Genomic DNA, 21,118 nt, shown 5'->3' with positions numbered 1-21,118 from the left:
AAACAACACGTATGACAAATATCACATTCATCGACCTTGAAGTTAATCCTGTAAATCGTCAAATATTGGACATGGGAGCCATCCGCAACGACGGAGTCCCTTTTCATGCCAATTCGCCTGCCCAATTCATACAATTCATCACGCAAACGGAATACATAGGCGGGCACAATATACTCAATCACGATCTTAAATATATCATTCCCCTATTTCAACAAACCGGGTATATACAGCCCAAAACAATAGATACGCTCTATCTGTCCCCACTTCTGTTTCCTGCCAAACCGTACCATCATTTACTAAAGGATGACAAGTTGCAAACGGACAGCCTCAACAATCCGCTGAATGATTCGATGAAAGCGCATGAACTTTTTCTAGCGGAAGTGGAAGCCTTCGGACGCCTGGACGAAGATTTGAAATATATCTATTACTCATTGCTGCATCCTACTGACGAATTTAAGTCTTTCTTCGATTTCATTGCTTATACCATACCATTCGGAAAGTACGATAATCCGGAAACAGTTATCCGTCGTCGTTTCGCAAAGGAAGTATGCGAGCATGCCCAGCTCGAAAACTATATTTCCCGGGCTCCCATCGAACTGGCTTATTGCCTTGCACTTATCAATTGCCGGGATCGGTATTCCATCACCCCGCCATGGGTGCTGCATAACTTTCCAAGAGTGGAATCAATCATGTACGTGTTGCGCAATACTCCTTGCCTGACAGGGTGCGTCTATTGCAACCAGGCTTTCGATATACACCGTGGATTAAAACATTTTTTCGGTTTTGACGCTTATCGTACTTACAACAACCAGCCTTTACAGGAGAATGCGGTACAAGCGGCGGTAGAAGGGAAATCGATTCTCGCTGTTTTCCCTACCGGCGGGGGAAAGTCTATCACTTTCCAAGTACCAGCTCTAATGAGCGGGGAACAGGTAAAAGGACTTACCGTAGTCATTTCTCCCCTGCAATCTTTAATGAAAGACCAGGTGGATAATCTGCGAAAAAACAACATCACTGACGCTGTCACTATCAACGGACTGTTGGATCCTATAGAACGTGCCAAGTCCTTCGAAAGTGTAGAAAACGGTTCCGCTTCAATACTTTATATATCACCGGAATCATTAAGGTCAAAAAGTATCGAAAGGTTACTATTAGGACGGAAAGTAGTCCGCTTTGTTATTGACGAAGCACACTGTTTCTCTTCTTGGGGGCAGGATTTCCGTGTGGATTATCTTTATATAGGTGATTATCTTAAACAGCTTCAGGAGAAGAAAGGTTTGCAACAGCCGATACCCGTCTCCTGTTTCACAGCCACGGCGAAACAGAAAGTTATTGAGGATATCTCTACCTACTTTAAGGATAAATTAAATATCCGTCTCGAACTGTTCCGTAGCGACATCAGCCGGACCAACCTGCAATATCAGGTTTTCGAGCGGAATCAGGAAAATGAAAAATACAATAGTCTGAGAGATATTATCGAGCAGAAAAGCTGTCCGACCATTGTTTATGTCGCCCGTACCCGTACAGCTACCAAACTGGCAGCACGCCTGAAACAGGATGGATTTTCGGTTGCCGCTTTTCACGGGAAAATGGACATTAAGGATAAGACAGAAAACCAGAATGATTTTATCGCCGGCAACATACAGATTATGGTAGCTACTTCTGCCTTCGGAATGGGAGTGGATAAAAAAGATGTCGGTCTAGTCGTCCATTATGAAATATCGGATTCTCTCGAGAATTATGTTCAGGAAGCAGGCAGGGCAGGACGCGACGAGCACATCAACGCTTCCTGTTATATTCTCTTCGATGAGGAAGACTTGAATAAACATTTTATCCTGCTCAACCAGACCAAATTGCATATCGGAGAAATACAGCAAGTATGGAAATCCATTAAAGAAATTACCCGTCTTCGCCCCAAGGTTTCCCAGTCCGCTTTAGAGATAGCACGCAAAGCCGGATGGGATGAAAACGTAACCAACATAGAAACCCGTGTCACCACTGCCATAGCGGCACTTGAAGAGTCCGGTTATCTGCATCGCGGACAAAACTCTCCCCGGGTGTTTGCCGACAGCATATTGGCCAAAACGGCTCAAGAAGCTATTGACAAAATAAATCTGTCTCCCCGCTTCAACGAGAAACAGAAGATGCAGGCTACACGAATCATCAAGAAACTGATTTCAACCAAAAGTCGCAAGCATGCAAACAGCGAAGTACCGGAATCCCGGATTGATTATATCTCCGACCATCTAGGCATCTCCAATGAAGAGGTTATTCAAATCATCACCCTGCTTCGGGAAGAAAAGATACTGGCTGACTCACGTGACCTCACTGCTTATATTTTAAGAAAAGAGCAGTGCAACCGTTCACTGGAAATAATCAGATTTTATAATAAGCTAGAGAATTTCCTACTGACTGTTTTTGAGGAAGAACAAAAAATAGTCAATCTGAAGGAATTACGGGAAGAAGCGGAAAATGCAATTCAAAGAAATGTAAGCCCGGACAAGCTAAAAGCACTTATAAACTTCTGGGCGGAGAAAAACTGGATAAAACGTTCCTATCGGGACGACAACAGAAATCATATTTCCGTTTATCTTCGTCCGCAAACCGGCATTCCATTCGAAAAAAGATGTGAGAACAGGCATTGCCTGTCCGAGTTCATTATCGATTATCTTTTCAATAAAATCGAATCAGATACTGAATCTGTAACAAGAGAAGAAATTCTTGTCGAGTTTTCCATTTTGGAATTAAAGAAGGCTTACGAGAATCAGAATGTTCTGTTCCAAGAATCAGTCACTCTCGAAGAAATAGAAGATACTCTCTTTTATCTCTCCCGAATGGGAGCTTTACAGATAGAGGGTGGGTTTCTTGTGATATATAACCGGATGAACATTGAGCGGTTGGGGGCTACTAATATACGATATAAACAGGATGATTACCGTAAGTTGGAACAGTTCTACACCAATAAGATACAACAGATACATATTGTAGGCGAATATGCCCGGAAAATGGTCCATGACTATCAGGCTGCCTTGCGACTTGTAGACGATTATTTTAGTTTGAACAGTACTTCTTTTATTCAGAAGTATTTTCCCGGCAGCCGGAAGGATGAAATTAACCGACGAATCACACCGGGCAAATACAGGCAGTTATTTGGGGAATTATCCAAAACGCAGTTGGAAATCGTTAATGACAATCAACCGGGGCATATCGTTGTAGCCGCCGGTCCGGGAAGCGGAAAGACACGCCTGCTTGTGCATAAACTGGCTTCTCTCCTGTTAATGGAAGATGTGAAGCATGAACAATTATTGATGCTCACTTTCTCCAGAGCAGCCGCCAATGAATTCCGAAGCAGGTTACACGATTTAATAGGTAATGCGGTGGGGTATATTGAGATAAAGACATTCCACTCCTATTGCTTTGATTTGTTGGGACGCCAAGGGTCTATCGAGAAATCAAAATCCGTAATTAAGGATGCAGTAGAAAAGATTAGAAACAGCGAAGTGGAAATCAGCCGCATCACCAAAAGCGTACTCGTGATTGATGAAGCCCAGGATATGACAGAAGACGAGTTCGCACTTATCGCAGCACTTATCGAAAAGAATGAATCATTGAAAGTTATTGCTGTGGGAGATGATGACCAGAATATCTATGCTTTCAGAAATTCCGACTCCCGGCATATGCAGTCTCTTATTACCAACTATCAGGCACGGCATTATGAGTTATGCGAGAATTTTCGAAGCAGGAGCAATCTCGTTGCATTTGCCAACGCGTTCGTCAATCTGATCCCGCACCGGATGAAACATACACCGATACAAGCCCATCAACTTGAAAAAGGTTCCATCCGTATTACACAATATCAATCCGACAATTTAATTGTTCCGCTAATAAAGGATGTTCTCGAAAGTCCGCTAGCCGGCACCACCGGCATACTTACAAAAACAAATGAGGACGCTGTCTTTATAGCTTGTCTTTTACAGGAACAAGGGATGCCTGTCCGGTTGGTACAAACTAATAGTGGAAACTTTTATCTGGGTGATTTAGACGAGATTCGTTATTTCAACCGGGCATTGGATCTGAGTCAAGATACTCATCTTATTGATGACGAACGGTGGGAAACTGCTAAGAGATGCCTTAAAAGAGAATTCGGCCATGCCCAATCATGGGAAATATGTCGCAATATAATACTCAATTTTGAACAAGTCTATTCGCGCAAATATCACTCGGATTGGACTAATTATCTTTTTGAGTCAAAGTTGGAAGATTTTTATCCGGTTCAAGGTGAAGCGATTGTTGTCTCTACTATTCATAAAGCGAAAGGAAAAGAATTCGACAATGTTTTTCTGCTCCTTACTAATATAGAATCACTTTCGGACGAAAAGAAGCGTGAAGTCTATGTCGCCATCACTCGTGCCAAACAAAATCTGTCTATTCACACAAACGGACATTATCTGAGCAATATTGCTAATGGTCTTGCAGAATACCGGATAAACAGCAATACATATCCGGCTCCGCAAAGTTTATGTTATACGTTAACTCATAGAGACTTATGGCTTGATTTCTTCATTGACTCTCATTGCCAGGCTGCAATAAATACCCTAAAAAGCGGTATGTCTCTACGACTTACAGAGAAAGGATGCACAGATTTTTCAAATAATGAGATTCTACGTTTCTCTAAAAAGTTTAAAGATATACTCAACGAATTAATACAGAAAGATTATAAACTGGAAAAAGCTTCTGTCAACTTCGTTGTATATTGGGAAAAACAGGAAGATAAGAAAGAAGCCAAGATTGTATTGCCGAAGGTTGTTTTTAAAAAGGTATAAAAGGAAATTGGATTACTCGGTTATTTACTAATATATTATCGTACCTTTGAAAAGTTAAAACCTAAAAGACTGACATGACAAAGATAAAAGTACAGAATACAGAGATTGCAGTCGTATCATATCATGATGACGATTATATTTCATTAACCGATATGGCACGCAGTCAAATGCAAGAACATATTATTTTCAGATGGCTTAGTCTGAAAAGTACCCTTGAATATATAGGTGAATAGGAAATGCTATACAACACTAATTTTAATTGTACCGAATTCGGTACAATTAAAATGCAGCCGGAAGCAATAATTTTGTACTTTCTGTAAAGACGTGGATTGAGCGCACAGGAGCTATCGGCATTATCTCAAAGGCAGGACGATATGGAGGCACATATGCTCACCGTGACATTGCCTACCATTTCGGAATGTGGATCAGTCCTCGTTTTCAATTGTTGCTTGTTAAAGAATACCAACGTTTAAAAGAGCAAGAACAGACTCAAGTAGGATGGAATGCAAAAAGAGAACTATCTAAGATTAATTACCGTATTCATACTGACGCTATTAAGCAAAATCTAATTCCTACCGAAGTTACCCCCAAACAAATAAGTATTATCTACGCCGACGAAGCTGATATACTAAATGTAACGATGTTCGGCATGACAGCTAAGATGTGGCATGAACAGAACCCCGAACTAAAAGGAAATATCCGCGACTATGCCTCTATCAACGAACTCATTTGTCTTTCTAATATGGAAAATCTCAATGCTGTCTTTATTAATCAAAGCATCCCACAAGGTGAACGGCTGATTAAGCTCAATCAAATTGCCATTCAACAAATGAAGATATTAGAAGGTGACGGAAAGAGGAAACTACTGAAATAAACTTCTTTATTATGTGTTTAGGATGTTCATGAGTAAGACACATATTCTTCCAACTTTATTCGTTTATTCCAACGTTTTTATGTAAATTTGCTACAAAACTAAAAATTAGGACAATATGTTTGCCAAAGAAACGTATATGCAGCGAAGAGCCCTGCTAAAAAAGAATTTAGGCTCCGGGGTATTGTTATTTCTCGGAAATGACGAGTGCGGACTGAACTACGAGGATAACACCTTCCGTTATCGTCAGGATTCTACTTTCCTTTATTATTTCGGACTTTCATGCGCCGGCCTTTCGGCTATTATCGATATTGATGAAGACAAAGAAATCATTTTTGGAGATGAACTGTCTATCGACGCAATCGTATGGATGGGATCGCAACCTACATTACACGAAAAATGTGAACGTGTGGGCGTAAAAAATCTGATGCCGTCCGCAGAAATTACAAGCTATCTCCACAAGTGCGTCCAGAAAGGGAAAGCGGTTCATTATCTGCCACCTTACCGTCCCGAGCATAAATTGAAACTGATGGATTGGTTGGGTATTCCCCCTACACGCCAGGAAGGTTCTGTTCCATTCATCCGTGCCGTTATCGCCCAACGTAATTACAAATCTGCCGAAGAAATTGTAGAAATAGAGAAGGCTTGCGATGTAACTGCCGATATGCACATCACCGCCATGAAAGTGCTCCGTCCGGGCATGTATGAATACGAAGTGGTAGCGGAAATGAACCGGGTAGCCGAATCTAACAACTGCCAGCTTTCTTTTGCCACCATTGCCACTATCAACGGACAGACTTTACACAACCACTATCATGGAAATAAAGTAAAACCGGGTGATTTATTCCTAATTGATGCAGGCGCAGAAGTAGAATCAGGCTATGCAGGCGATATGTCGTCTACCATTCCTGCCGACAAAAAGTTTACAGCCCGCCAGCGCGAAGTATACGAGATTCAGAATGCGATGCATCTGGAATCTGTAAAAGCCCTCCGTCCGGGTATTCCTTATATGGAGGTATACGAACTGTCTGCCCGTGTCATGGTAGACGGTATGAAGGCACTCGGATTGATGAAAGGAAATACGGAAGATGCGGTCCGCGAAGGTGCTCATGCGTTATTCTATCCTCACGGATTAGGTCACATGATGGGATTGGATGTACACGACATGGAAAATCTAGGAGAGATATGGGTAGGATATAACGGTCAGCCGAAGAGCACACAGTTCGGTCGCAAATCGCAACGTCTCGCCATTCCGTTGGAACCGGGATTTGTACACACGGTAGAACCAGGTATTTATTTTATTCCGGAACTGATTGACATGTGGAAAGGAGAAAAGAAATTTACCGATTTCATCAATTATGATGTAGTGGAAACTTATAAGGACTTCGGTGGTATCCGCAATGAGGAAGATTATCTAATTACAGAAACCGGCGCCCGCCGATTAGGTAAGAAGATTCCTTTGACACCGGAAGAGGTGGAAGCTTTAAGATAAAACAATGAATAACACCATGAAGAGACTACTTTTATCTGTATGGCTATTGTCACTTACCTTGCTATCCGCCGTAGCTGAAAACTATCCTTATAAAAGCGATGTGCTTTGGGTCACCGTACCCAATCATGCCGACTGGCTTTATAAAACAGGAGAAAAAGCAACTGTGGAGGTACAATTCTATAAATACGGTATCCCCAGAGATAACGTAACCGTCACTTATGAAATAGGTGGTGATATGATGCCTGTTGCCGATACCAAAGGAAGTGTAACTTTAAAGAATGGCAGGGGAGTGATTCCTGTGGGCACAATGAAAGAGCCGGGATTCCGCGACTGTCGCCTGAAAGCAACCGTAGATGGAAAGACCTATTCACATCATATCAAAGTAGGATTTTCACCGGAAAAACTTCGTCCGTATACCACCATGCCTTCCGATTTCAAGGAATTTTGGGAAAAGGCAAAAGCGGAACAAAAGGAGTTTCCCCTAACGTATACCAAAGAACATGTCGAAAAATATTCCACTGATGAAATAGACTGTTATCTCGTAAAATTGCAACTGAACAAACGTGGGCAATGCGTCTACGGATATTTATTCTATCCGAAAAAAGAAGGAAAGTTTCCGGTTGTCCTGTGCCCTCCGGGAGCAGGTATCAAAACCATCAAAGAACCTCTACGTCATAAATATTATGCGGAGCAAGGATGCATCCGTTTTGAATTCGAGATACACGGCCTGAATCCGGAAATGACTGATGAAGAATTTAAAGAAATCAGCAACGCTTTCAATGGCAGAGAAAACGGCTATCTGACCAATGGGCTCGACAGTCGTGATAATTATTATATGAAACGGGTATATCTGGCCTGTGTACGCGGTATCGACTTTCTAACTTCCCTGCCGGAATGGGATGGCAAAAATGTAATTGCACAAGGAGGTAGTCAGGGAGGCGCCCTGGCATTAATCACCGCCGGACTGGATGAACGGGTGACAGCTTGTGTCGCCAATCATCCTGCATTAAGCGATATGGCAGGCTATAAAGCCGGACGTGCCGGTGGATATCCTCATTTCTTTAGAAATTCGGTAGATATGGATACCCCCGAAAAAATAAAGACAATGGCCTATTATGATGTAGTGAACTTTGCTAAATTGATAAAAGCAGACACCTATATAACATGGGGATTCAATGATGACACCTGTCCTCCAACCACCAGTTATATTGTATACAATGTACTAAACTGTCCGAAAGAAGCCCTAATTACTCCTATTAATGAGCATTGGACCTCTAACGATACGGAGTATGGACATCTGCTTTGGATAAAGAAGCATTTAAAATAAAGAATCAATCATTCCATCTGGATACGGGCAACTCTTTCTTCCCGTAACCTTTCTTCCAGGCATACGCTTTTCTCTTTCGGAGATAAAGCGTATCACCGCTATGCTTTATCGCCTCCCAATTAAATATTGAATGGTGGTAGATGATCTTTTCAAACCAATAAAGGAGGTCATAAGTTATGAATGGTAGTATCATACACCACCATGAAAACAGTAATGACAAAATCAACGCTGGTATCAGAGTCAGAGAAAAGCATTCCCAATATTGCTTTGCATGTATCCGTAACTCCATATCTTCCCAAACTTCCAGATATTTATACCGGGTAAAGAAAAACCAGCCTAACATAAAATAGTGTTTCTTTCCTTTTCCCAAGAACCACTTTGCTAAAAGACTATTATAAAAAATCATATTCACATTTTTTTTGTTGCATGTAGTCCTTTTATAACAGCAAAAGTAACCAAAGGTTCAATATTATAGTTTAGTATAACAGTCATTATACAGTATTCTCCCCTAAAGAATCCTATTCAAATATTGTTTATTTTGTGTTCTCTTGCCTTACTACAACAAAAGGTAATTCATATTTTCTGCAAAGAAAGTACAAATAACGAATATATCCTAATTTTTCTACTTAATATTTAAAGCTACTACCTCCCAAAAATTCGCGCAGTAAAGACGTAGGCGGAATCTCCTTATCCTGTACAGGAACAAAATATTTGATAAACTTAAGTAACCGGTATGCTTCGCAATATTCAGGACAGTTGCGCGGTACACCCATCAGAATAGGTTCGGCATGCAAACGGAGTACTGCAAACTCAAAAAGCAACGCTGAATTAAACATTACGTCGGCATTCTCCTGATAGGGAAAAATCCATTTATCTTCACCGGCACGTACACTCGGCCAGCGTGATATCGTTTCACGTGCCGAATATCCCCGATAATTGAAGTCACGGATAATACGACGCAACAGACGGTTGTCAGTTGTCGGAATCCAGTTATGGTCATCCAAAGAGATGGTGGTCAATGCCGAAACATAAATCTTGAATTTCCGTTCAGCCGGTATATGCGGCGTCAGTTCCGGGTTCAGGGCATGAATACCTTCCAGAATCAGAATCGTATTATCTTCTATTTTCAGTTTATCACCTTTATACTCCTTCTTGCCAAGGGAGAAATTAAAACGAGGCAGTTCGACCTCTTCACCGCGCAGGAGTGCCTGCAACTGTTGATTGAACAGTTCCAAATCAAGTGCATACAGTGATTCATAATCATAATTTCCGTTTTCATCCAGAGGAGTCTCTTCACGATCCACAAAGTAATTATCTAAAGAGATCGGGAATGGTTTCAGTCCATTGGTCATTAGCTGTATAGAAAGCCGTTTGCTGAAAGTTGTCTTTCCCGAAGAGGATGGTCCGGCAATCAATACCAGTTTTACCCGGTTACCGTTTTCACCACGATGGAATATGGTATCGGCTATCTGGGCTATTTTCTTCTCCTGCAGTGCTTCTGCAACATTTATCAGATCGGTTGCATGTCCCTCTTCACAGGCCAGGTTAAAATCTCCGGCATTGTTAAGCCCCATGATATAACTCCAGTTCAGATATTCTTTAAAGACATCCAGCATTTTTTCCTGCTTCACTACATCTTCAAGCACATTCGGGTTTTCCCGACTCGGAATCCGAAGGAGCAATCCATCGTAATATTTCACGATATCGAATAATTTAAGATATCCGGTACTGGGTAGCAGATTCCCATAATAATAATCAATGGTATCACCCAATGTATAATAATAGGTATAGAGCGAACCGGAAGTTTCCAGTAATCTCACTTTATCATTCATTCCCCGTTCGCTGAAAACACGCACAGCTTCAGCCGTATGACATTCGATGCGATGATAGGAAATATTCTCCGCGATAATCTCCTGCATCCGTTGCTTGATGCGTGTCACATCTTCCAGTTCGATGGGACGGCCAATCCGCAAATTGCAGAAATAGCCTTTTGAAACAGGATGTTCTACAAACAATTTTCCGTCGGGAAACAGTTCCGTGACAGCCTTAAACAAGACAAAACAAAGCGAACGGACATACGTACGCATACCGGACTGATCTCTCACATCCAGAAACTCTACATCTTTATTATTATAAACTCTGAAATTCAGTCCCTCGGAACGATTATTGACCTTGGCACTTACTACTTGATAAGGAAAATTAAGATTAAAACCGTAATAAATATCCAAAAGTGAGCTTCCGATAGGGAATTCTTTGGAAATATTGTTATTTTTGCAACATATTTGTAACATCTGTTTCATCGAGTTCGTTAAAAGGTGAATAATTTGGGACTAATATACTTATAATCAGATAGAGAACAAATAACCATTAAAAATATTATAGATGGAATATTCTTTTTATGATTTTTTAAAGCTCATAGGCTCATTAGGACTCTTCCTTTACGGAATGAAGATTATGAGCGAGGGTTTACAAAAGGTCGCGGGTGACAGATTGCGAAGTATTCTAACGGCAATGACTACCAATCGGGTAACGGGAGTTTTAACAGGAGTGTTGATAACAGCTCTTATCCAGTCTTCTTCAGCAACGACAGTGATGGTCGTAAGTTTCGTAAACGCCGGATTGCTCACACTTGCCGAATCCATCAGCGTCATTATGGGTGCTAATATCGGTACTACCGTGACTGCCTGGATCATTTCAATTTTCGGATTTAAGGTTGATATGGCTGCCTTCGCTCTTCCGCTCTTAGCCATCGCCCTCCCGCTCATCTTCTCCGGCAAAAGCAACCGCAAGTCCATCGGTGAATTCATTTTCGGTTTTTCTTTCCTTTTCATGGGGCTTTCTTATCTGAAAGCAAACGCGCCCGACCTGAACGCCAACCCGGAAATGCTTGCCTTCGTACAGAACTACACGGACATGGGATTCTTCTCCATCATTCTGTTCTTACTCATCGGTACTATATTGACGATGATTGTACAGGCCTCCGCCGCCACCATGGCAATTACATTGATTATGTGCGCCAACGGATGGATCAGTCTGGAACTGGGAGCAGCACTTGTTTTGGGAGAAAACATCGGAACCACTATCACGGCCAATCTTGCCGCACTTACAGCCAATACACAGGCTAAGCGGGCAGCATTGGCTCATTTTGTTTTTAACGTGTTCGGCGTTATCTGGGTCTTGATTGTCTTCCATCCTTTCATGGAACTGGTAAACTGGGTAGTAGATACCTTTTTCCAAAGTAACAATCCGGAAGTTGCCATCTCCTACAAGTTATCGGCTTTCCACTCGATTTTCAATATCTGTAATGTATGTATTCTGATATGGGCGGTTAAACTGATTGAACGTACCGTATGTGCTCTTATCCACCCCAAAGAAGAGGACGAAGAGCCCCGTTTGCGGTTTATCACCGGTGGTATGCTTTCTACCGCTGAACTTTCTATCCTTCAGGCACGCAAAGAAATCCATCTTTTTGCAGAACGTACACACCGGATGTTCGGCATGGTGCAGGATTTGCTACACACAGAAAAGGATGACGATTTCAACAAGCTGTTCAGCCGGATCGAGAAGTATGAGAATATCAGCGACAACATGGAACTTGAAATAGCCAACTACCTGAATCAAGTATCTGAAGGTCGGTTAAGCTCTGAAAGTAAATTACAGATACGTGCCATGCTGCGTGAAGTGACGGAAATTGAAAGTATCGGCGACAGCTGTTATAACCTGGCACGTACCATCAACCGGAAACGTCAGACCAACCAAGATTTTACCGAGAAACAATATGAGCATATTCATTTCATGATGAAGCTGACTAACGATGCACTTGCTCAAATGATTGTGGTAGTAGAAAAACCGGAACATCAGAACATTGACATCAATAAGTCCTTCAACATCGAGAATGAAATTAATAACTACCGTAACCAACTGAAGAATCAGAACATTCTGGACGTAAACAACAAAGAATACGATTATCAGATGGGAGTTTATTACATGGATATTATCGCCGAATGTGAAAAACTAGGTGACTACGTGGTGAATGTAGTAGAAGCCAGTAGTGATGTAAAAGAGAAAAAAGCTTCTTGATAGAGCTTAATTGAATGATAAAAAAGGAGAATCAGTCTATCATAGCATTACTGATTCTCCTTTTTAATTTAAATCATCCTCCAGAAAAACAAAAAAGACCGGGCATATATCTATACACCCGGCCATTCTCCTCTTAAATAATTCTCTCTCTCTTGGTTTTATCCTTCGTACGGTTCAAAATCTTCTTTGCCGACTCCGCATAACGGACAAGTCCAATCATCTGGAATGTCTTCAAAGGCTGTTCCTGGTTCAATTCCGCTTTCCGGATCTCCTTGTTCGGGGTCGTAAATATATTCACAGACCGTGCAAATGTACTTTTTCATAACGTTCGTATTTTTAAATGGTTTTCTGAATAATATAACACAAATAGCTGGATATTTGTTCAACACTATTTTCCAAACTAAAGAAAAAAGCTATCTTTGTAGTCATATTATCAAGCTAAAACAACAATATTATACTATGCTTATAGCACTATTGTCAACTTTAATAGTTTTATGCGCAGTCCTACTAATCAGTTTTTTATGGGAACGCAGGAAATGCCTACGGATGCAACAACGATTGTTCCGTGAATCCAGAAAGTTGGAACGTACCAGCCATATCGCCGGTGCCGTTTTAAAGAATGTACATGCTTTTATTCTGCTAATAGATAACGATTTTAAAGTACTGAAGACCAACTATTACCAAAAAACCGGAACCAGAAAAGGAACAGAAGAAAAAAGAGTGGGCGACCTGCTGCAATGCCGTAACGCATTGGCTGCCGAAGGAGGCTGCGGCACACATAGCTTCTGCGGTTCCTGTCCGATACGTACTGCCATACGTCAGGCCTTCGAACAGAGACGGAACTTCACGGATCTTGAAGCAACTTTATCCGTAGTCACATCGGATAATACGACTGTGGAATGTGATGCAGTCATATCCGGCTCCTACTTCCTTCTCAATGAAGAAGAGAATATGGTTATCACCGTACATGACGTCACCCGACGGAAACAGGCCGAAAATGAATTGAGACTAGCCAAAGAAAAAGCTGAAAAAGCCGATATTTCAAAATCTGCCTTCTTAGCTAATATGAGCCATGAGATCCGTACCCCTCTCAACGCTATTACCGGATTTGCAGAGATATTGGGCAGCGCAAATACCGAAGAGGAAAAGGCTCAATACCAGGAAATCATAAAAATGAATGCTGATCTCCTGATGCAGTTGGTCAACGACATTCTGGATATGTCCAAAATCGAAGCCGGAACCTTGGAATTTGTACAGACAACGGTCGACGTCAATCTATTGCTTTCAGATTTACAACAACTTTTCCAGATGAGAGTCAATGACGCTGGAGAAAAGATACAAATTATAGCAGAATCGTCTCGTTCTTCGTGCATGATTCAAACGGATCGTAACCGGGTGGCACAGGTGCTTTCCAACTTTGCCGGTAATGCCATTAAATTCACCCATGAAGGTAGTATCCGTATCGGATATGAGGCAAGAGATACCGAACTTTACTTTTATGTAAAAGATACCGGAGCCGGAATTCCGGCAGAAAAACTACCGGATGTATTCGAGCGTTTTGTAAAACTGAACAAAGATAAGAAAGGAGCCGGACTGGGACTCTCTATCTCTCAAACCATTGTCACGAAACTAGGCGGTCAGATTGGTGCGGATTCCGTAGAAGGTGAAGGCTCTACATTCTGGTTTACAATTCCTTATCGCACATGTGGTAAACCACGGTAACAAATTCGACTTCATAAAAAGTTTTAATTAAACATTTTATCACAATTTTATGTTGTATTTTTGCGGTTCAAACTAAACGCATGTATCTGCATGAGTACAAATAAAAATGACTATTATCATTTAGGACTTACGGATGACGAAGTCCTACAAAGCAGGGAGAAAAATGGTATTAACCTGTTAACACCTCCCAAGCGTCCTTCCCTCTGGAAACTTTATCTGGAAAAATTTGAAGACCCGGTTGTACGCGTACTATTAGTAGCAGCCGCTTTCTCGTTAATCATTTCTATCATCGAAAACGAATACGCTGAAACAATCGGAATTATAGCAGCTATCTTACTGGCTACCGGAATCGGTTTCTTTTTTGAGTATGATGCCAGCAAAAAGTTTGATCTGCTGAATGCAGTCAATGAAGAAACATTGGTAAAAGTGATCCGAAACGGACGTGTACAGGAAATTCCCCGCAAAGACATAGTGGTAGGTGATATTGTAATTCTGGAAACCGGTGAAGAAATTCCTGCCGATGGAGAATTACTGGAAGCCATCTCTTTGCAAGTAAACGAATCTAATCTGACAGGCGAACCCGTTATTAATAAAACAACTGTAGAAGCTGACTTTGATGAAGAGGCAACTTATGCTTCCAATCTGGTGATGCGTGGAACGACAGTGGTGGACGGTCATGGCACCATGCGCGTGCTGCATGTGGGAGATGCTACTGAAATCGGGAAAGTAGCCCGACAAAGCACGGAAGACAATCTCGAACCTACTCCGCTGAACATACAATTGACCAAACTCGCAAACCTCATCGGAAAGATTGGTTTTACCGTTGCCGGTCTCGCTTTCCTTATTTTCTTTGTCAAAGACGTATTGTTATTCTTTGATTTCGGTTCACTGAACGGATGGCACGAGTGGCTTCCTGTTTTCGAACGGACACTGAAATATTTTATGATGGCAGTTACGCTGATTGTGGTAGCTGTGCCCGAAGGATTGCCAATGAGTGTTACGCTTAGTCTGGCATTGAATATGCGCCGCATGCTTTCTACCAACAACCTGGTGCGGAAAATGCACGCTTGCGAAACAATGGGAGCCATCACCGTGATTTGTACGGATAAAACCGGTACACTGACTCAAAACCTGATGCAAGTGCACGAGCCTAATTTTTACGGCATCAAAAATGGCAGTGTTTTGTCCGATGATGATATCAGCACACTCATTGCGGAAGGAATCAGCGCTAACTCAACCGCTTTCCTCGAAGAGTCAACGACCGGTGAGAAGCCGAAAGGAGTAGGAAATCCCACCGAAGTAGCTTTATTACTCTGGCTTAACAAGCAGGGAAAAAATTATCTGGAACTTCGCGAGAAAGCACATATCCTCGACCAACTCACTTTCTCTACCGAACGGAAATTCATGGCAACCCTTGTTGAGTCGCCACTGATCGGGAAAAAAATACTCTATATAAAAGGAGCCCCGGAAATTGTTCTGGGCAAGTGTAAAGAAGTTGTCTTGGACGGACGACGAGTGGACGCCGTAGAATATCGTTCCACAGTAGAAGCACAACTGTTGGGCTATCAGAATATGGCTATGCGTACACTTGGATTTGCATTCAAGATTGTCGGAGAAAATGAGCCAAACGATTGTACGGAACTGGTTTCAGCCAACGACCTGAATTTCTTGGGAGTAGTTGCCATCTCCGACCCGATTCGTCCGGACGTACCTGCTGCGGTTGCTAAATGCCAGTCCGCAGGTATCGGCATCAAGATCGTGACCGGTGATACTCCGGGAACTGCAACGGAAATCGCACGCCAGATAGGTCTTTGGAACCCCGAAACAGATACCGAACGAAATCGAATCACCGGTGTTGCATTTGCTGAATTGAGCGATGAAGAAGCATTGAATAGAGTGATGGATTTAAAAATCATGTCCCGTGCCCGCCCGACTGACAAGCAACGCCTGGTGCAGCTGCTTCAGCAAAAAGGAGCAGTCGTAGCCGTAACCGGAGACGGAACCAACGATGCCCCGGCTTTGAATCATGCCCAAGTAGGTTTGTCAATGGGTACAGGTACTTCTGTTGCCAAAGAGGCCAGCGATATTACCCTGCTCGACGACTCCTTCAACAGTATCGGAACTGCCGTTATGTGGGGACGCTCCCTGTATAAGAATATCCAGCGTTTCATTGTTTTCCAGCTGACGATCAACTTCGTAGCACTGCTCATTGTCTTGTTAGGTTCTGTGATCGGTACGGAACTTCCGCTGACTGTAACACAAATGTTATGGGTGAACCTGATTATGGACACTTTTGCCGCTTTGGCACTTGCTTCCATTCCGCCCAGCGAAACCGTGATGCTTGAGAAACCCCGTCGAAGCACTGATTTTATTATCAGTAAGGCAATGCGGTCTAATATATTAGGTGTGGGCTCCATCTTCCTCATCGTACTGCTCGGAATGATTTATTATTTCGACCACAGCACGGAAGGTATGGATATACACAACCTGACCATTTTCTTCACCTTCTTTGTCATGCTGCAATTCTGGAATCTGTTCAATGCCCGTGTATTCGGCACTACCGATTCGGCATTCAAGGGACTTTCCAAATCGTATGGTATGGAACTTATTGTATTGGCTATTCTTGCCGGACAATTCCTGATCGTACAGTTCGGTGGAGCTGTATTCCGTACGGAGCCGCTCAACTGGCAAACCTGGCTTCTTATTATAGGCGTTTCGTCCACGGTGTTATGGGTTGGAGAACTTATTCGCCTTGTTCAACGTATTATTCACAAAAAAAACAGAAATGAAAAGTAAAGGAATAAAAAACCTTCTTATTGATTTGGGTGGTGTACTTATCAATCTCGACCGCCAACGTTGCATTGAGAACTTTCAGAAATTAGGGCTCCGGAACGTGGAGGACCTACTGGACATCCATAATCCGAACGGCCTCCTGATGCAACAGGAAAAAGGATTGATTACACCCGCCGAATTCCGTGACGGAGTTCATAAAATGATAGGCAAAGCAGTGAGCGACACACAAATAGATGCAGCCTGGAATAGTTTTTTAGTAGACATACCGACACACAAACTTGATTTATTATTAAAATTACGTGAGAAATATGTCGTCTATTTATTGAGCAATACCAACCAAATCCACTGGGACTGGACATGTATTCATCTGTTTCCCTACCGCACATTTAGGGTGGAAGACTATTTTGAGAAAACATATCTCTCTTTTGAAATGAAAATGGCCAAGCCCGAACCGGAGATCTTCAAGGCAATCATAGAGGATGCCGGTATCGAGCCGAAAGAAACACTCTTCATCGATGATTCCGAGATGAACTGTAAGGCAGCGCAAAATTTAGGAATTATCACTTATACAGCAAAAGCAGGCGAAGACTGGAGCCATCTTTTCAACAGCAAATAATTTTAGAGATATGCAGATTATACGTGACACATCGGCTATTAACCCGGAACCCAGTGTAGCTACCATCGGTTTTTTTGATGGAGTACATGCAGGACATCGCTATCTGATTCAGCAAGTGAAAGAGATAGCCGCCGCCAAAGGTCTACGCTCTGCATTAGTTACTTTCCCCGTTCATCCCCGCAAAGTGATGAATGTGGATTACCGTCCGGAACTTCTGACTACCCCGGAAGAAAAAATAAGTCTGCTTGCAGACATCGGGGTAGACTACTGCCTGATGCTTGATTTCACCCCGGAAGTTTCCCGGCTTACCGCCCGGGAGTTCATGACACAGCTGTTAAAAGAACGCTATCAGGTAAAATACCTGGTTATCGGCTATGACCATCGTTTCGGGCACAACCGCAGCGAAGGCTTCGAGGATTATGTACGCTACGGAAAAGAAATTGGCATAGAAGTGATCCGCGCCAAAGCATATACCAGCAATATAGAAATAGAGAACGTACCCAATGTTCCGGTAAGTTCTTCCCTGATCCGCAAACTTCTTCATCAAGGAGAAGTAGACCTGGCTGCCGACTGCCTGAAATATGAATATTTCCTGGACGGAATAGTAGTAGGCGGCTATCAGGTAGGCCGCAAAATAGGTTTTCCAACGGCCAATTTAAGCGTGGATGATCCTGATAAACTGATCCCCGCGGATGGTGTATATGCCGTATGGGTGACATTCGATAAAAAGACATATATGGGGATGCTGAACATAGGTGTCCGCCCCACGATTGATAATGGGCCCAACCGGACCATTGAGGTGAATATCCTTCACTTCCATTCGGACATATACGATAAATTCATCCGGCTTACTTTTGTAAAACGGACGCGTCCCGAACTGAAATTCTCCAGTATCGACGAGTTAATAGTGCAACTCCATAAAGATGCAGAAGAGACGGAAGCTATTCTTCTTGCCAGCAAGGCAGGCAGTAACAGCAGAGAAACAAAATAAATAATACAATAACCGAACAATAATAATTTAAAAATAGATTCTTATGCAAAAGTCATTTATGAGCATCTCTTTGGTGGTAATAGCTATTTCGATGTTAGCTATGTTTATCTATAGTTTCTTTACAACTAACTAAAGACCAATGAAAACGGCTATCAAACTGATATTAATAGACCTTCTCATTGCGCAGATTGTCGCCCCTATCCTGATTATGATTCCCTGTACGATCTATTTGTTAGTCACCACAGGAGATTTGGATAAGGTTGCCCTGACGCAAATGATTATGATTCCGGCCCAATTAGCCGGTCAGATTATGATGGGTATTTATCTATGGAAAGCCGGCTATATCAGTAAAAAGAAAGCGACATGGTCGCCTGTATCAGTGCCATTCCTAATTTGTAGCGGGCTGGCTATTCTCACCGCTGGCTTTCTGGTATCTGCACTTATGGGACTGCTAGACTGGATACCCAACATCATGGAGCAATCTTTCGACATTCTCCAATCCGGTTGGGGCGGTATTCTTGCAATAGCTATCATCGGTCCTGTACTTGAAGAAATCTTGTTTCGCGGAGCAATCACCCGCGCTTTACTTCAACAATACAATCCGACTAAAGCCATTCTGATTTCCGCGCTTCTGTTCGGCGTCTTTCATATAAATCCGGCCCAGATCCTTCCCGCATTTCTGATCGGTATCCTGCTGGCATGGACTTATTACAAAACAGGCAGCCTGATACCTTGTATACTCATGCACGTGCTCAACAACTCGCTATCCGTATATCTTAGCATCAAATATCCCGAAGCCGAGAATATGGATGACCTGATTAACGGTAGCCCGTATCTCGTCGCTCTGGTCGGTTCAATCCTGCTACTTATCTGCACCATACTGACCATGAACAATCTGACTTCCAAAAAGCAACCATAAAAAAAGGGAAGTTTTTCACTTCCCCTCTTTTGCTTTGAATGCCAATGCATACATTCGTATTTGTTTCACCATCGACAGCAAACCATTGCTACGCGTTGGCGACAGATGCTCTTTCAGCCCAATCTTGTCTATAAAATAAAGATCTGTATTCAAGATTTCATCAGGAGTATGTCCTGAAAGGACTTTAATCAATAAGGCAATAATTCCTTTGACTATCAAAGCATCACTTTCCGCTTTAAAAACGATTTTACCATCTACATCATCCGCTTGAAGCCACACCCTACTTTGGCATCCTTCAATCAGATTTTGTTCCGTCTTATATTTTTCTTCAAGTGGTTCCTGCTCATTTCCTAAGTCAATAAGTAGTTGATAACGGTCCATCCAATCGTCGAAGTCACTGAATTCTGCAATCACTTCGTCCTGTAATTCATTAATTGACATTATAAATAATTATTTAATCCTGTTATTTCTCATTATAGATCACTTCCAATACCGTCTGGCCTACTGCTTTCAACGTATTCTTATCTATATGCTCCATATTGTCATTGACGGTATGCCATGTCGGAGTAAAGTCACCCTCCTGATTATATGGAATAATATCGATTGTTTTAATACGTGCCAAGCGATTAATGAACAGATGGTCGTCGGTAACAAATCCTCCGTTACCATCCATGAACGTCTTCCCGTTGCCAATCTTCTTCGCCGCTTTCCAGACTTTCTTATTTATATCGGGAGCAAATTCTTCAGAATATCCCTCTTTCATAAACACGCTACCTTCACCGCCCACCATATCGAGCAGGATGCCAAAACGTGCATTATATCCCTGTACATGAGGATTGCGTGCCCAATACTGTGATCCGAGACACCAGAATTCCTCTTTATGCTGCCCCGTATAGAACTGCGGCGCACCATAATCCTCTGCATCCAGCAAAATAATATCGATACCTAACTCCGGTTGTTGCTGATTGACCAAGCGAGCTATTTCCAATAAAGCCCCTACACCACTGGCACCATCATTGGCACCCAAAATCGGAGTATTATGATTCTTCTCGTCAGGATCGTTATCAGCCCATGGACGTGTATCCCAGTGCGCAAACAGAGCGATTCGTTTTTTGCTTTCCGGCTTATAAGAACCGATAATGTTTCTCGCTTTCAACAGAGTTCCGTCATAAGCAATTAAATCTGCATATTGATTAGTCACTTGAGCACCGAAAGCCTCCAACTGACCGGCAAGGTAATTGCCACAGGCAACATGTTCTTTTGTATTAGGAACACGAGGTCCGAAATCCACCTGATTCTTTACATACAAATAAGCACTATCCGCATCAAATTGAGGTACATTCACTGCTGTCTCTTCGCTTTGTTCACTCGTACTATTTGCCTTATTACCTCCTCCGCAAGAGAATGCTGATAATAACAAAAAGGCACTCATTAATACTATCATAGTTTTCTTTTTCATCGTCCTTTCATCTATTAGGGCTTCA

At 42.3% G+C, this 21,118-nt stretch carries 14 protein-coding genes and 1 pseudogene; 10 read left to right on the top strand and 5 right to left on the bottom strand.

What is annotated here, in order from left to right:
• The first annotated feature begins 11 nt into the window (after positions 1-11).
• From DW173_RS14290 to DW173_RS14270, 4 genes and pseudogenes are all read left to right on the top strand, one after another.
• On the top strand, positions 12-4,823 hold the full coding sequence (locus DW173_RS14290; RefSeq protein ID WP_087317833.1) for a RecQ family ATP-dependent DNA helicase: 4,812 nt from the start codon (positions 12-14) through the stop codon (positions 4,821-4,823).
• Between the two features lie 74 nt (positions 4,824-4,897).
• A pseudogene (locus DW173_RS14280) lies at positions 4,898-5,697 on the top strand (KilA-N domain-containing protein).
• A gap of 115 nt (positions 5,698-5,812) precedes the next feature.
• Positions 5,813-7,186, top strand: a complete 1,374-nt coding sequence (locus DW173_RS14275) for an aminopeptidase P family protein (RefSeq protein ID WP_015531661.1) — start codon at positions 5,813-5,815, stop codon at positions 7,184-7,186.
• A gap of 16 nt (positions 7,187-7,202) precedes the next feature.
• Positions 7,203-8,513 carry an acetylxylan esterase gene (locus DW173_RS14270; protein ID WP_087317869.1) on the top strand — a complete coding sequence of 437 codons (1,311 nt, stop codon included), beginning with the start codon at positions 7,203-7,205 and terminating at the stop codon, positions 8,511-8,513.
• A 4-nt stretch (positions 8,514-8,517) separates the two neighbouring features.
• On the opposite strand, the gene DW173_RS14265 is transcribed toward DW173_RS14270, so the two are convergent.
• A complete protein-coding gene (locus DW173_RS14265) occupies positions 8,518-8,919 on the bottom strand; it encodes a hypothetical protein (RefSeq protein ID WP_008026182.1) in 402 nt (133 codons plus the stop codon).
• A 220-nt stretch (positions 8,920-9,139) separates the two neighbouring features.
• Positions 9,140-10,813, bottom strand: a complete 1,674-nt coding sequence (locus DW173_RS14260; protein ID WP_008016291.1) for a nucleoside kinase — start codon at positions 10,811-10,813, stop codon at positions 9,140-9,142.
• An 82-nt stretch (positions 10,814-10,895) separates the two neighbouring features.
• Between DW173_RS14260 and DW173_RS14255 the strand changes: the two genes are divergently transcribed.
• Positions 10,896-12,593 carry a Na/Pi cotransporter family protein gene (locus DW173_RS14255; protein WP_120144596.1) on the top strand — a complete coding sequence of 566 codons (1,698 nt, stop codon included), beginning with the start codon at positions 10,896-10,898 and terminating at the stop codon, positions 12,591-12,593.
• Between the two features lie 158 nt (positions 12,594-12,751).
• Here DW173_RS14255 and rd read toward each other — a convergent pair whose 3' ends face one another.
• Entirely contained in the window at positions 12,752-12,916 is a 165-nt protein-coding gene (gene rd / locus DW173_RS14250; protein WP_004306971.1) for a rubredoxin, read from the bottom strand.
• 223 nt (positions 12,917-13,139) lie between these two features.
• On the opposite strand from rd, the gene DW173_RS14245 reads away from it, so the two are divergent.
• From DW173_RS14245 to DW173_RS14225, 5 genes are all read left to right on the top strand, one after another.
• On the top strand, positions 13,140-14,315 hold the full coding sequence (locus DW173_RS14245) for a sensor histidine kinase (RefSeq protein WP_120144595.1): 1,176 nt from the start codon (positions 13,140-13,142) through the stop codon (positions 14,313-14,315).
• Between the two features lie 90 nt (positions 14,316-14,405).
• Positions 14,406-17,111, top strand: a complete 2,706-nt coding sequence (locus DW173_RS14240; protein WP_120144594.1) for a calcium-translocating P-type ATPase, PMCA-type — start codon at positions 14,406-14,408, stop codon at positions 17,109-17,111.
• Positions 17,101-17,724, top strand: coding sequence for an HAD family hydrolase (locus tag DW173_RS14235; protein ID WP_120144593.1), 624 nt, complete (start codon positions 17,101-17,103; stop codon positions 17,722-17,724). The genes DW173_RS14240 and DW173_RS14235 overlap by 11 nt, the downstream gene beginning before the upstream one ends.
• A gap of 10 nt (positions 17,725-17,734) precedes the next feature.
• Positions 17,735-18,715 carry a bifunctional riboflavin kinase/FAD synthetase gene (locus DW173_RS14230; RefSeq protein ID WP_009040172.1) on the top strand — a complete coding sequence of 327 codons (981 nt, stop codon included), beginning with the start codon at positions 17,735-17,737 and terminating at the stop codon, positions 18,713-18,715.
• Positions 18,716-18,854: 139 nt separating this feature from the next.
• On the top strand, positions 18,855-19,634 hold the full coding sequence (locus DW173_RS14225; RefSeq protein ID WP_120144592.1) for a CPBP family intramembrane glutamic endopeptidase: 780 nt from the start codon (positions 18,855-18,857) through the stop codon (positions 19,632-19,634).
• Positions 19,635-19,649: 15 nt separating this feature from the next.
• On the opposite strand, the gene DW173_RS14220 is transcribed toward DW173_RS14225, so the two are convergent.
• On the bottom strand, positions 19,650-20,075 hold the full coding sequence (locus DW173_RS14220) for a SufE family protein (protein WP_004316653.1): 426 nt from the start codon (positions 20,073-20,075) through the stop codon (positions 19,650-19,652).
• A 22-nt stretch (positions 20,076-20,097) separates the two neighbouring features.
• Positions 20,098-21,093, bottom strand: a complete 996-nt coding sequence (locus DW173_RS14215) for a M20 family metallopeptidase (RefSeq protein WP_004316652.1) — start codon at positions 21,091-21,093, stop codon at positions 20,098-20,100.
• Between the last annotated feature and the right edge of the window lie 25 nt (positions 21,094-21,118).

Source organism: Bacteroides sp. AM16-13 (assembly GCF_003602705.1).
In the GTDB taxonomy this organism is placed as follows: domain Bacteria; phylum Bacteroidota; class Bacteroidia; order Bacteroidales; family Bacteroidaceae; genus Bacteroides; species Bacteroides xylanisolvens.
This window is presented reverse-complemented; position numbering and strand designations above follow the sequence as displayed.